9 protein-coding genes are annotated in these 12,969 nt (G+C 63.6%); 1 reads left to right on the forward strand and 8 read right to left on the reverse strand.

Annotated features, from left to right (window positions below):
- Positions 1-136: 136 nt before the first annotated feature.
- From RIN61_RS21125 to RIN61_RS21150, 6 genes are all read right to left on the reverse strand, one after another.
- The gene (locus RIN61_RS21125; RefSeq protein WP_313853848.1) at positions 137-1,309 is read right to left on the reverse strand and encodes an MFS transporter; all 1,173 of its coding nucleotides are present in this window, start codon (positions 1,307-1,309) and stop codon (positions 137-139) included.
- Positions 1,306-2,298 carry a TIGR03571 family LLM class oxidoreductase gene (locus tag RIN61_RS21130; protein WP_215521210.1) on the reverse strand — a complete coding sequence of 331 codons (993 nt, stop codon included), beginning with the start codon at positions 2,296-2,298 and terminating at the stop codon, positions 1,306-1,308. Before RIN61_RS21130 ends, RIN61_RS21125 begins: the two co-directional genes overlap by 4 nt.
- Positions 2,299-2,302: 4 nt before the next feature.
- Positions 2,303-3,106 carry a 2,5-didehydrogluconate reductase DkgB gene (gene dkgB / locus RIN61_RS21135; protein WP_313853851.1) on the reverse strand — a complete coding sequence of 268 codons (804 nt, stop codon included), beginning with the start codon at positions 3,104-3,106 and terminating at the stop codon, positions 2,303-2,305.
- A 223-nt stretch (positions 3,107-3,329) separates the two neighbouring features.
- Entirely contained in the window at positions 3,330-4,901 is a 1,572-nt protein-coding gene (locus RIN61_RS21140; RefSeq protein ID WP_313853853.1) for a hypothetical protein, read from the reverse strand.
- Between the two features lie 124 nt (positions 4,902-5,025).
- The gene (locus RIN61_RS21145; protein ID WP_013971943.1) at positions 5,026-5,520 is read right to left on the reverse strand and encodes a DUF934 domain-containing protein; all 495 of its coding nucleotides are present in this window, start codon (positions 5,518-5,520) and stop codon (positions 5,026-5,028) included.
- Positions 5,504-7,156, reverse strand: coding sequence for a nitrite/sulfite reductase (locus tag RIN61_RS21150; protein ID WP_112252363.1), 1,653 nt, complete (start codon positions 7,154-7,156; stop codon positions 5,504-5,506). Before RIN61_RS21150 ends, RIN61_RS21145 begins: the two co-directional genes overlap by 17 nt.
- Positions 7,157-7,369: 213 nt before the next feature.
- Here RIN61_RS21150 and RIN61_RS21155 point away from each other — a divergent pair, with 213 nt between their 5' ends.
- Positions 7,370-8,446 carry an ABC transporter substrate-binding protein gene (locus tag RIN61_RS21155; protein ID WP_313853858.1) on the forward strand — a complete coding sequence of 359 codons (1,077 nt, stop codon included), beginning with the start codon at positions 7,370-7,372 and terminating at the stop codon, positions 8,444-8,446.
- A 378-nt stretch (positions 8,447-8,824) separates the two neighbouring features.
- Here RIN61_RS21155 and RIN61_RS21160 read toward each other — a convergent pair whose 3' ends face one another.
- A complete protein-coding gene (locus RIN61_RS21160; RefSeq protein WP_112252365.1) occupies positions 8,825-9,040 on the reverse strand; it encodes a DUF2970 domain-containing protein in 216 nt (71 codons plus the stop codon).
- Positions 9,041-9,211: 171 nt separating this feature from the next.
- Positions 9,212-12,919 carry a methionine synthase gene (gene metH, locus RIN61_RS21165; RefSeq protein WP_112252366.1) on the reverse strand — a complete coding sequence of 1,236 codons (3,708 nt, stop codon included), beginning with the start codon at positions 12,917-12,919 and terminating at the stop codon, positions 9,212-9,214.
- Positions 12,920-12,969: the final 50 nt, after the last annotated feature.

Consider the following 12,969-nt stretch of genomic DNA (forward strand, 5'->3'; position numbering starts at 1 on the left):
GGTCCACGTGTAGGAGCGGCCTTGTGTCGCGACAGGGCTGCGTAGCAGCCCCAATAGCTCCAGAGTTGACGCAAGCACCTTGGGGCCGCTTTGCGGCCCATCGCGACACAAGGCCGCTCCTACAAGGGGGGCTTTATCAGGCTGCGTCGGCTGCGGTTTTTCCGGCAGCCTTGCTACGCCCGCCCAGCCACACCAGCAGCAGCCCGGCAGCCGCCAGCACGCCTCCTGCCATCGGCACTGCCGCATAGCCCAGGTCCAGGCTGATCACCGCACCACCCAGCGCCGCGCCCACGGCATTGCCCAGGTTGAACGCGCCGACGTTGATCGACGAGGCCAGCCCCGGTGCTTCGATGGCGGCAATCATCACCCGCATCTGCAGCGGCGGTACCACGGCGAAGGTGAACATGCCCCACACCAGCAAGGCGATGGCGGCGCCGATGTGGCTGCCCAGCACCAGCGGCATCAGCAGCATGATCACCGCCAGTGCCGCGAGGAAGATCCGCGCCGCCCCATTCAGCGACCAGTCGGCCAGGCGGCCACCCAGGCTGTTGCCCAGGGTAAAGCCCACACCGATCAGCACCAGGCCGAGGGTGACGAAGCTGTCCGAGGCGCCGGTCAGTTCGGCCAGTACCGGTGCGACATAGGTGTACAAGGTGAACATGGCGCCGGCACCGAGCACGGTGGTGGCCATTGCCAGCAGCACGCTGGGGCGGGCGATGACCGCCAGCTCCTTGCGCACGTGCGGCACGCTGCCGCGTTCGCCCTTGGGCAGGGCATACCACAGCGCGGCCATGGCCAGCAGCCCCAGCACGGCGGTACCGGCAAAGGCCATGCGCCAGCCGACCTGCTGGCCGACCCAGGTGGCGGCCGGCACACCGCCGATGTTGGCGATGGTCAGGCCCATGAACATGGTGGCCACGGCACTGGCCTGTTTCTCCTTGGGCACCACACTGGCAGCCACTACCGCGCCCAGGCCGAAGAACGCGCCGTGGTTGAGGCTGGTGACCAGGCGTGAGGCGAGCAGGGTGTAGTAGTCCGGTGACAGCGCCGACAGCAGGTTGCCGAGGGTGAAGATGGCCATCAGCGCCATCAGCGCGGCGCGTTTGCCGAAACGGCTGAACAGCAGGGTCATGATCGGCGCGCCGACCATCACTCCGATGGCATAGGCGGTAATCAGCATGCCGGCGCTGGGGATACTGACATCAACCCCTTGGGCGATCACCGGCAGCAGGCCCATCGGGGTGAACTCGGTGGTGCCGATGCCGAAGGCGCCGATGGCCAGGGCAAACAGGACGCGTCCGGCGTTCATTGCGCGTGCTCCGGCGCGGCCAACTCGGTCAATGGGCATGGGGTGGCCTCCGTCAGTTTGACTGGTGTCTCATGGAACTGTGGCAGTACGTATTCGGCGATTTCGTGCAGGGTTTCGTCCAGCGGTCGCACGTTACGCCGCAGGTGCAGGCCGATATGGTCGACGCCCGCCGCGCGCAGGGCGCCCAGCTCGGCCACCAGCGCCTTGCGCCCGCCGCGGAAACCGAAGCGCCAGCGTTGCAGCGGTTCGTCGGGGTTGTCCGCCAGGTCCAGGTGGATGAAGCTGCTGTAGGGCTTGTTGCCCGCCACCGCGCGCCAGGCGGCGACTCGGTGTCGGTGGTCTTCCGGTGTGCCGGGGTAGGCCAGGCAGCCGTCCAGGTTGCTGCCGATCCATTCCGGGCTCTGCTGCGCCAGGCCGGCTACCAGCAATGGTAGCGGCGAAGCGGTGCCGGGTAACACGGCCAGCCCTTCGGGCAGGTGGCCTTTGGCACCATCACGCAGCAGTGCAACCTGTTCGCGGAATGCGTTGCCACGCCCCTCGAAATCCCGACCGAACAGCGGGTACTCCACCGGCCGGTCACCACTGGCCACGCCCAGCAGCAGGCGGTTGCCACTGAGGCGCTGCACGCTGTTGGCCGATTTCAGGGTCAGCAGCGGTTCGCGAATCGGCAGCACCACGGCAGCCGTGCCGAGCAGGATGTCGCGGGTTACCCCGGCCAGGTAGCCGAGGTAGGCAAACACCTCGAACACCTGGGCGGCGTCGCCGAACGACGGGTCGTACAGCGGCACATCGCGAACCCACAGGGCGCGGTAGCCCAGGCGGTCGGCCAGTTGTGCCAGTTCTGCGTGGCGGGCCAGGTCCGGCTCGCCGAACTGGCGGCCGTCGCGGCGCCGCGCCTGGTCGCCGGCGGGCGTCCAGTCGTGGTCCAGCGGCGCTTCCAGGCCGATGCTGAAGCCGCCAGCCGTCAGGCGTTCAAGGGGCGTGGTCATGGCTTCAGTCCCAGATTGGCGCCAGGCCGTCAGGGCTGACTTCGCGGCCATTGCGCTCGAGCTTGGCGATGCGTGCCATGTCGTCGGCGTCCAGCTTCAGGTCATGGGCGAGCAGGTTGCTGGCCAGGTTTTCGCGCTTGGTCGACGACGGGATCACCGCGTATCCCAGCTGTAGGGCCCAGGCCAGGGCAACCTGGGCGACGGTGGCCTTGTGCTTGGCGGCGATGTCGGCCAGTACTGGGTCTTTCAGCACCTTGCCGTAGGCCAGGGTCATGTACGAGGTGACGGTGATGCCTTGCTCCTTGAGGAACGCTGTCAGCTTGACGTTCTGCAGGTACGGGCTGAGTTCGATCTGGTTGGTTGCGATTTCGCCTTTGCCGACCACTTCGATGGCCTGGCGGGTCAGTTCGATGTTGAAGTTGGACACACCGATCTGGCGCGTCAGGCCCAGTTTCTTGGCTTCGGCCAGGGCGGCCATGTACTCGGGCAGTTCAACGCCGTTGCCTGGGGCTGGCCAGTGGATCAGCAGCAGGTCGACGTAGTCGGTACGCAGTTTCTGCAGGCTGTCGCGCAGGCTGGCGATCAGCTTGTCGGCGGCGTAGTTCTCGACCCAGATCTTGGTGGTGATGAACAGCTCGCTGCGCGGTACGCCGCTTTCGGCGATGGCCTGGCCGACGTCGGCTTCGTTCTGGTAGATCTGTGCGGTGTCGATGACCCGGTAGCCCAGTTCCATGGCGGACTTGACCGAATCGATGACGGCTTGGCCGGTGAGTCGGAAGGTGCCGAGGCCGAAGGATGGAATGCTCATGGATCTGCTCCTGCTGCTTGAGAGAGGTGAACGGAACCGAGGCGGGACGCTCGGTACGTTCGTGTGGCAGCAGTGTGCGGGTTTGGCGGGGATAGATTAAGGGGCGGCGGGGCCAAGGTCCTTTGATCCGCAGTCAACAATAGGCAGCTCGGTCGTGATCGTGAGCCACCCAATCTGCCCCAAGCGCCCATTGAAGGGCGATAGGGGCAGGCAGATGCAATGATCAGTCGTCGATCAGCGACGGGTTGGACTGCAGCAACCACAGGCCTCGCAGCGACTGGACCTGTTGCTCCAGACTCGAGGCGAGGCCAAGTCGCCGCGCCTGCCGGTCCTGGGCCAGAAGTTTTTCGAGCATGTCCAGCAGGTCGCGTGACTGTTCGGCCGAGGCAGAGGTGGTGACATCGGACTGCAGTTCGGCTTGCTGGTAAGTGCGTACACGCTCCCGCTGGCTGGCCTGTTGCGTAGCAGTGGCCTCGACCAGGACGTTGTTGACAAAGCCTATGCGGGTCGAGCTGCTGGCTTCGTCATCCACCTCATGGTAACGGTAGTCCTGCGATTTGCTGTCGAGGCTTAGTTGCAGCTCTACCCAAGGGTTGAGGCTCTCGTGCCAGGAGGCCTTCAGCGCGCTCTGCTGGTCCTGTTGCAAGCTCAGGTTGGCTGCTCCGCCCTTGCGGGTGGTGGTTTGTGAAACGTTGTAAGTGAAGCTGTCTACTTCCTCCCGCCGCATGGGGTTGGTTCGCTTCTCGGGTGTGGTGAGCGAAGCATTGAAGTCGGCCATGCCACTCAGCAGCAGGCGGCTGGTCCTGCTTGACCAGGTGTCATGACCCGCCGGGCGCAGGGCGGCGTCGTCGACGCTATTGAGTTGGCGGAAAGCATCCTTGAACAGCGTCATCAGCTGTTCATCGCCGTTTCCGCGTTGCTGTGCAGCATCGAACTGGGTCAGGTAGTTCGACACTGCTGCCTGTCGTTGCGTCTCGCTGCCGAGCAAGGTGCCGCCCTGGGTGTCGAAGTTCATCTTCACATTGCCGGACGGTCCCTGGAGTTCAAGGCTGCGCGTATGCTCATCCATCTGCAGGGCAAAGGTCTGCTGAGCGCCGCCTGCGGTTTGCAGTTGTGCTTCGAATTGCAGGCCGGTGAAAAGCGCGGGGTCGAGCTTCACCAGCGAGCCGAGCTTCAGGCTCGGAGGTTCTTGAGCAAGGCCGTTGACGGCGGTCTGGAAGCTGTCCGCCATCATCGCCAGGCCTTTTAGTTCACTGGCTGTCAGGTCGCCACCGAGCACCTCGGCATCTACCGCCAGGCCCCTGTCGCTGTTGAACAGCCCCAGTGAAACGGTCGCGCCGGACGCGGTGTTCAGGGTGAAGGTCACGCGGTCGGTGGCGAACTCGCGCAGCCTGGCCTGTTGCAGGCCAAGCAGCAGGGGCTCGGTTGCCGTACCGCTGTCAACTGCCAGGCCTGACTGGGCGATACGTTGCCCGCCGTTGGCTGCCAGTTGTTCCAGCAACGCTGCGCCCAGGCCCTGGAACCGGGAAGCGGTGGAAGAGGCCTGAATCGCGCTGTACATGTTCAGGCTCAGCTTGTCGATGCCGTTGTGCTCCCAGATGTGGCGAACCTGCCCATTGCCGAGGGTGCCTTTGGCGTTGTAGATGCCAATGTCGGCGCTGGGCGGCGACTTGCCAATGCTGACCTCGTTGCTCGCAGCTGTGGATTCTGCGGCTTTTATGGCAATGCCTGGAGGTGCGGTAGCGGCAGGCATGTAGGTCTGCGTCGTGCGTATGATCGGTGTAATCGGATTCATTCACGCTCCCTGCGTTTTCTGGTACGTTCGTACGTGATGTCGGCGCGCCATCAGCGAACTTGAATTTTGACCCGAAAACGCAACGGCCCGCCATGAAGGCGGGCCGTCAGGCACAGCATGACGATCAGCGGCGGCGGAACAGCGGCAGCGGCTCGTCGGTGGCGGCCTGGTAGGTCACCGAGAAGTCCTTCAGGCTTTGCAGCGCGTCTTCCGGGTCCTTGTCGGCACGGATGGCGAACGCGTCGAAGCCGCAACGGGCCATGAAGAAAAGCTGGTCGCGCAGCACGTCGCCAATGGCGCGCAGCTCGCCCTTGAACTTGTAGCGGTCACGCAACAAGCGCGCATTGGAGTAGTTGCGCCCGTCGGTGAAGGCCGGGAAGTTCAGGGCGATGACCTGGAAGTGCTGCACGTCTTCGCCGATTTCTTCGGCTTCTTCGTCACTGTCCAGCCAGATGCCCAGGCCGCCGTCGCGGGCTTTGAGCGCGTGGGCATGGTCGCGCCACATCTGTAGCGGGACGATGTAGTCGTCGCAGTTGGTCAGCTCGTCAAACGAGGTTTCCTTGGGCAGCAGGTGCCAGGTTTCGTCGACGATCTGGTTGTTCTTAATGATTCGCTGCATAGACGCGTTCCTTGAAGGGGTCGATGCCGATACGCTGGTAGGTGTCGATGAAACGCTCTTCCTCGGTACGTTGCTCGACGTACACGGCGATCAGCTTCTCGATCACATCGGCCATGTCATCCTGGGCGAACGACGGGCCGAGGATCTTGCCCAGGCTCGCGCCACGCGCGGCGTTGCCACCCAGCGACACCTGGTAGAACTCTTCGCCCTTCTTGTCCACGCCGAGGATGCCGATGTGGCCCACGTGGTGGTGGCCGCAGGCGTTCATGCAGCCGGAGATGTTCAGGTCGATTTCGCCGATGTCGAACAGGTAGTCCAGGTCGTCGAAGCGGCGCTGGATGGATTCGGCGATCGGGATCGACTTGGCGTTGGCCAGCGAGCAGTAGTCACCGCCCGGGCAGCAGATGATGTCGGTCAGCAGGCCGATGTTCGGGGTGGCGAAGCCGCCTTCGCGCAGTTCCAGCCACAGGGCGTGCAGTTGACGCTGCTCCACGTCGGCGAGGATGATGTTCTGCTCGTGCGAGGTGCGCAGGAAGCCGAAGCTGTAGCGCTCGGCCAGGTCGGCCACGGCGTCCAGCTGCTTGTCGGTCACGTCGCCAGGGGCAACGCCGGTCGGCTTCAGCGACAGGGTCACGGCCACGTAGCCAGGGCGCTTGTGGGCGCGGGTGTTGCGCGAGCGCCAGCGGGCGAAGCCCGGGTTTTCGGCATCCAGAGCGCTGTAGTCGACATTGTCGAGCGCCAGGTACTCGGGGTCGACGAAGTGGCGCGATACGCGTTGTACTTCGGCTTCGGTCAGGGTAGTGCTGCCGCCACGCAGGTGGACCATTTCGGCCTCGACCTTTTCGGCGAACACTTCCGGGGTAAGGGCCTTGACCAGGATCTTGATGCGCGCCTTGTACTTGTTGTCACGGCGACCGTAACGGTTGTACACGCGCAGGATGGCGTCGAGGTAGCTGATCAGGTCCTGCCACGGCAGGAACTCGTTGATGAACGAGCCCACCACCGGAGTACGGCCCAGGCCGCCGCCGACCAGCACACGGAAGCCCAGCTCGCCAGCGGCATTGCGCACCGGCTCCAGGCCGATGTCATGCACTTCGATGGCGGCGCGGTCTTCCTGCGAGCCGTTGATGGCAATCTTGAACTTGCGCGGCAGGTAGGCGAATTCCGGGTGGAAGGTAGTCCACTGGCGGACGATTTCGCACCACGGGCGCGGGTCGACGATTTCGTCTGCGGCCACACCGGCGAACTGGTCGGTGGTGGTGTTGCGCAGGCAGTTGCCGCTGGTCTGGATCGCGTGCATCTGCACGGTGGCCAGCTCGGCGAGGATGTCCGGGATGTCTTCCAGGGCCGGCCAGTTGTACTGCACGTTCTGGCGGGTGGAGATGTGGGCGTAGCCCTTGTCGTAGTCGCGGGCGATCCTGGCCAGGGTGCGGACCTGGGTGGCGTTAAGCTGGCCGTACGGCACGGCGACGCGCAGCATCGGTGCGAAACGTTGGATGTAAAGGCCGTTCTGCAGGCGCAGAGGGCGGAATTCTTCTTCGCTCAGCTCACCGGCCAGATAGCGGCGGGTCTGATCACGGAACTGCTTGACGCGGTCCTCGATGATCCGCTGATCGTACTCGTCGTATACGTACATAAAAGTCCTGTCTCAGGCATGCAGCTATTCGCGCGCACGGCCGCGCACTCCGCTTCGGAGCCGGGGAACGATAGCAGGTTGCGTTTATGCGCTAAAGTGATGTTTTTGCATATGAAAAGAACCAAATGGACTATGTGAGACTGACTGCCATTTGTGCGCTGGGTGTGGCCTGGCGTTTATAATCCGATGTTTGCTTTGCAGGGATGTCAGCCCATGCTCAAGGCGTTGTGCCAAAGCTTGTGTCTTGCCTTGCCGCTGGCGGCAAGCGCACAACCGGCTTCGGTGGTTTTCCTCAACCCGGGGCTATCCACCGAGGCGTTCTGGACCAGTTATACGCGTTTCATGCAGGCCGCCGCGAACGAGCTGGGCATGACCCTGCGCGTTGAATACAGCGAACGCCGCGCCGACCTGGCGCTGACCCAGGCCAGGGCGATCCTGGGCGGGCCGCAGCGCCCGGATTACCTGGTAGTGGTCAATGAGCAGTACGTGGCGCCGGAGATCCTGCGGCTGTCGCGCGGCAGCGGGGTCAAGCTGTTCCTGGTCAACAACGGCCTGACTGCCAGCCAGGCCCGCAGCATCGAGGCCCAGCCCGACAAGTATGCCGAGCTGCTGGGCACCTTGACGGCCAACGACGAGCAGGCGGGCTTCCAGATGTTGCACCAGATGGTCGCGCAATTGCCCCGTGACAGCGGGCCGGTAGACTTGCTGGCGTTTGCCGGGGTCAAGACCACTCCGGCCTCGCAGCTGCGCGAGGAAGGCATGCGTCGGGCCCTGGCCGACTTCCCTCAGGTGCGCTTGCGCCAGGTGGTGTATGGCGGCTGGAGCCGTCAGCGCGCCTACGAGCAGGCGCAACAACTGCTGGAGCGTTACCCGGCCACCCGTCTGGTGTGGTCGGCCAATGACGAAATGGCCTTTGGTGCCATGCAGGCGTTCGAGGAGGCGGGGCGCAAGCCGGGGCGCGATGTGCTGTTCAGCGCCATCAACAGCTCGCCCGAGGCTCTGCACGCACGTATCGACGGGCGCCTTAGCGCGCTGATGGGCGGGCATTTCACCCTCGGCGGCTGGGCCATGGTGATGCTGCACGATGATGCCCTGGGGCTGGCGGTGAACCGCGATGGCGTGCGCGAGCATCGCGTGCCGGTGTTGCAACCGATCGACCAGGCCAAGGCAACCCATTGGCTGAAACTGCTGGAACAGCCCGACTACGGCATCGATTTCCAGCATTACAGTGCCGAAGGACGGCCGCCCGACTACCAGTACCCATTTCTGACATCACCGATCAATTATTGAAAGACCCTGCTTGAGAGAAGGGCATTGCTCGTCTTAACTGCTGGTGGTGAAGTGCATTCCCATAACCACTACAAGAGGCAATGCAATGGGAAACTCAACCAAGGTCCGCAAAGCTGACAGCAGCGTCGATGCCTGGGCGATCCTCTGCCTGATCGTCCTGGTGGTGGTCACTGCCGTGTATTGGGTCAGCCACCAGTAGACTTGTATTCAAGACCATGATGCAGCCTGAGCGCCTGCGGGAGGGAATCCTGCAGGCGTTTTTGCTTTACCTGTGCTGGCCCTTTCGCGGCTGAAGCCGCTCCCACAGGTACTGCACAGGCCTTGAGCACTGTGGTGTCCCTGTGGGAGCGGCTTTAGCCGCGAAGGGGTCGGCACAGGCTAGCGAGCAAGGTGCAGGGCCAATTGCACCAGGCCGATCAGCACGGCAATGAATATCAGGGTGAACAGCGTCCCCAGCGCAATGAAATGGCTGGCCTTGCCGTGGGTGAAGTCGCGGGCGCGGTTCTTGCCGCTTTGCACGCCGAAGGCTGCAGCAAGGATGCTGTGCAGCATCTGCCAGAAGGTCGGGGGCTTGCCCTGGCTGGAATCGTCCATGGTGGCTCCTGAGGAAATCAGAGGCAATCAGGGACAGTGTAGGCAATGAGGGTGAGGTTGGCTTTGCCGGCCTATTCGCGGGCTTGCCCGCTCCCACAGGTACTGCGCAGCCCTGAAGAGCAGTGCGGTCCCCGTGGGAGCGGGCAAGCCCGCGAAGAAGCCAACGCCGATTTAGCTGTCGTACCCGAGGTTAGGCGCCAACCAGCGCTCGCTGACACTCACATCCTGGCCCTTGCGCGCGCTGTAGCGCTCGATCTGGTCCTTGTCGACCTTGCCCACGGCAAAGTACTGCGCCTGTGGGTGAGCAAAGTACCAGCCGCTGACTGCCGCCGCCGGGAACATCGCGAAGTGATCGGTGAGGAACACGCCGCTCGGCCCGGTCTCGCCGATGGCAGTGCCATCAAGCAGGCGGAACAGGGTTTCCTTCTCGGTGTGGTCCGGGCAGGCCGGGTAGCCGGGAGCCGGGCGAATGCCGCGGTACTGCTCCTTGATCAGCGCTTCGTTGTCCAGGTGTTCGTCGCGGGCATAACCCCAGTGCTCTTTACGCACCTGTTCGTGCAGCCATTCGGCACAGGCCTCGGCCAGGCGGTCGGCCAGGGCCTTGACCATGATCGAGCTGTAGTCGTCGCCCTTGTCCTGGTAGGCCTTGGCCACTTCCTCGGCACCGATGCCAGCAGTGGTGATGAAACCGCCGACGTAGTCGGTAACGCCACTGGCCTTCGGCGCGACGAAGTCGGCCAGCGACCAGTTGGGCTTGCCGTCCGGCTTGATGGTCTGCTGGCGCAGGTGATGCAGGGTAGCCAGGGCCTGACCGTCCTCACCGTACACTTCGATATCGTCATCGGCCACCTGGTTGGCTGGCCAGAAGCCGAACACCGCGCGGGCGCTGATGAGCTTTTCGTCGATCAGCTTGTCGAGCATCTCGCGGGCATCCTTGTACAGCGCCGTGGCAGCCTCGCCGACCACTTCGTCGGTGAGGATGCGCGGGAACTTGCCGGCCAGGTCCCAGGAGATGAAGAACGGGGTCCAGTCGATGTACTCGGCCAGGGTGCGCAGGTCGATGTCTTCCAGCACCTTGACGCCGGTGAAGGAGGGCACCGCTGGCTGATAGCCAGCCCAGTCGTACTGAGGTTTGGCGGCGACAGCCTGGGCATAGCTCAGGCGCTCGGTGCGGGCGCTGCGGTTGGCGGTGCGCTCGCGTACTTCCACATAGTCCTGGCGAGTTTTCTCGACGAAGCCCGGCTTCAGTTCTTTGGACAACAGCTGAGTGGCCACGCCGACCGCACGCGAGGCGTCGGTCACATAGACTACGGCGTCGTTGCTGTACTTCGGTTCGATCTTGACCGCAGTGTGCGCCTTGGAAGTGGTGGCACCGCCGATCATCAGCGGCAACTGGAAGCCTTGGCGCTGCATTTCGCGGGCAACGTGGACCATTTCGTCCAGCGACGGCGTGATCAGGCCGGACAGGCCGATAATGTCGCACTTCTCGTCGCGGGCGGTTTGCAGGATCTTCTCGGCCGGCACCATCACGCCGAGGTCGACGATGTCGTAGCCGTTGCAGCCCAGCACCACGCCGACGATGTTCTTGCCGATGTCGTGCACGTCGCCTTTTACCGTGGCCATCAGGATCTTGCCCTTGGCCTCCGGTTTGTCGCCTTTCTCGGCTTCGATGAACGGGATCAGGTGTGCTACCGCCTGTTTCATCACGCGGGCCGACTTGACCACCTGGGGCAGGAACATCTTGCCCGCGCCGAACAGGTCGCCGACCACGTTCATGCCATTCATCAGCGGGCCTTCGATCACTTCGATCGGGCGTGCGCACTGCTGGCGGCATTCCTCGGTGTCTTCGACGATGAACGCGGTGATGCCCTTGACCAGTGCGTGCTCCAGGCGTTTTTCCACCGGCAGCGAGCGCCACTCTTCGTTTTCAACTTCCCGGGTTGCGCCGCCGCCCTTGTAGTCGTCGGCGATGGCCAGCAGTGCGTCGGTGCCATGCGGGGTACGGTTGAGCACCACGTCCTCGACCTTTTCACGCAGTGCAGCCGGGATCTCGTCATAGATTTCCAGCTGGCCGGCGTTGACGATACCCATGGTCAGGCCATTCTGGATAGCGTGGTACAGGAACACCGAGTGGATGGCTTCGCGCACCGGGTTGTTGCCCCGGAACGAGAACGACACGTTGGACACACCGCCCGAACTCAGGGCGTGCGGCAGGTGGTCACGGATGTAGGCACAGGCCTCGATGAAGTCGACGGCGTAGTTGTTGTGCTCTTCGATGCCGGTGGCGACGGCGAAGATGTTCGGGTCGAAGATGATGTCTTCCGGTGGGAAGCCCACTTCGTTGACCAGGATGTCGTAGCTGCGCTGGCAGATTTCCTTCTTGCGCGCTGCAGTATCGGCCTGGCCGACTTCGTCGAACGCCATCACCACCACGGCAGCGCCATAGCGCTTGCACAGGCGGGCGTGGTGCTTGAACTGCTCGACGCCTTCCTTCATGGAAATGGAGTTGACGATGCCCTTGCCCTGGATGCACTTGAGGCCCGCTTCGATCACTTCCCACTTGGACGAGTCGATCATGATCGGCACGCGCGAGATGTCCGGCTCGCCGGCGATCAGGTTGAGGAAGCGGACCATGGCGGCCTGGGAGTCGAGCATCCCCTCGTCCATGTTGATGTCGATCACCTGGGCGCCGGCCTCGACCTGCTGCAGGGCGACTTCCAGCGCTTCGGTGTAGTTCTCTTCACGGATCAGCCGGGCGAATTTGGCGGAGCCGGTGATGTTGGTACGCTCGCCGACGTTGACGAACAGCGACTGGCGGTCGATGGTGAACGGCTCCAGGCCGGACAGGCGGCAGGCCTTGGCGATTTCCGGAATCTTGCGCGGCTTGTACTTGGCCACGGCCTCGGCGATGGCCTGGATGTGGCCCGGAGTGGTGCCGCAGCAGCCGCCGATGATGTTGAGGAAGCCGCTGGCGGCGAATTCCTCGACCACCACGGCCATTTCCGCCGGGGTTTCGTCGTATTCGCCGAAGGCGTTCGGCAGGCCGGCGTTGGGGTGGGCCGAGACATGGGTGTCGGCCTTGGTCGCCAGCTCTTCCAGGTAGGGGCGCAGGTCCTTGGCGCCGAGGGCGCAGTTCAGGCCCACGGAAATCGGCTTGGCGTGGCGCACCGAGTTCCAGAACGCTTCGGTGGTCTGGCCCGACAGGGTGCGGCCCGAGGCATCGGTGATGGTGCCGGAAATCATGATCGGCAGTTCGATGCCGTCTTCCTCGAACACCTGCTGTACGGCGAAGATCGCCGCCTTGGCGTTGAGGGTGTCGAAAATGGTTTCGATCAGCAGCAGGTCGGCGCCGCCTTCGATCAGGCCGCGGGTAGCCTCGATGTAGTTCGTTACCAGCTCGTCGAAAGTGACGTTGCGGTAGCCGGGGTCGTTGACGTCCGGGGAAATCGAGCAGGTGCGGCTGGTAGGGCCGAGCACGCCGGCGACGAAGCGCGGCTTGTGCGGGGTTTCCAGGGTCTTGGCATCGGCCACCTGGCGGGCGATGCGCGCGCCCTCGACGTTCAACTCGTAGACCAGCGACTCCATGCCGTAGTCGGCCTGGGAAATCTGCGTGGCGTTGAAGGTGTTGGTCTCGAGGATATCGGCGCCGGCATCCAGGTAGGCCTTTTCGATGGCGGCGATCACATCCGGGCGGCTGAGCAGCAACAGGTCGTTGTTACCCTTGACATCGCTTGGCCAATCGGCGAACCGCGTGCCACGATAGTCGTGTTCCTCGAGCCGGTAGCTTTGGATCATAGTACCCATGCCGCCGTCGAGGATCAGGATGCGCTCTTCGAGTGCGTTCTGGAGTGCTTGGAGACGAGCGCTGCGGTCGGACATAGGAACTACCTGGTCGGGCGAATTTCAGAAGGTGCAGAATCATAACAAAG

This window comes from Pseudomonas inefficax (genome assembly GCF_032164165.1).
In the GTDB taxonomy this organism is placed as follows: domain Bacteria; phylum Pseudomonadota; class Gammaproteobacteria; order Pseudomonadales; family Pseudomonadaceae; genus Aquipseudomonas; species Aquipseudomonas inefficax.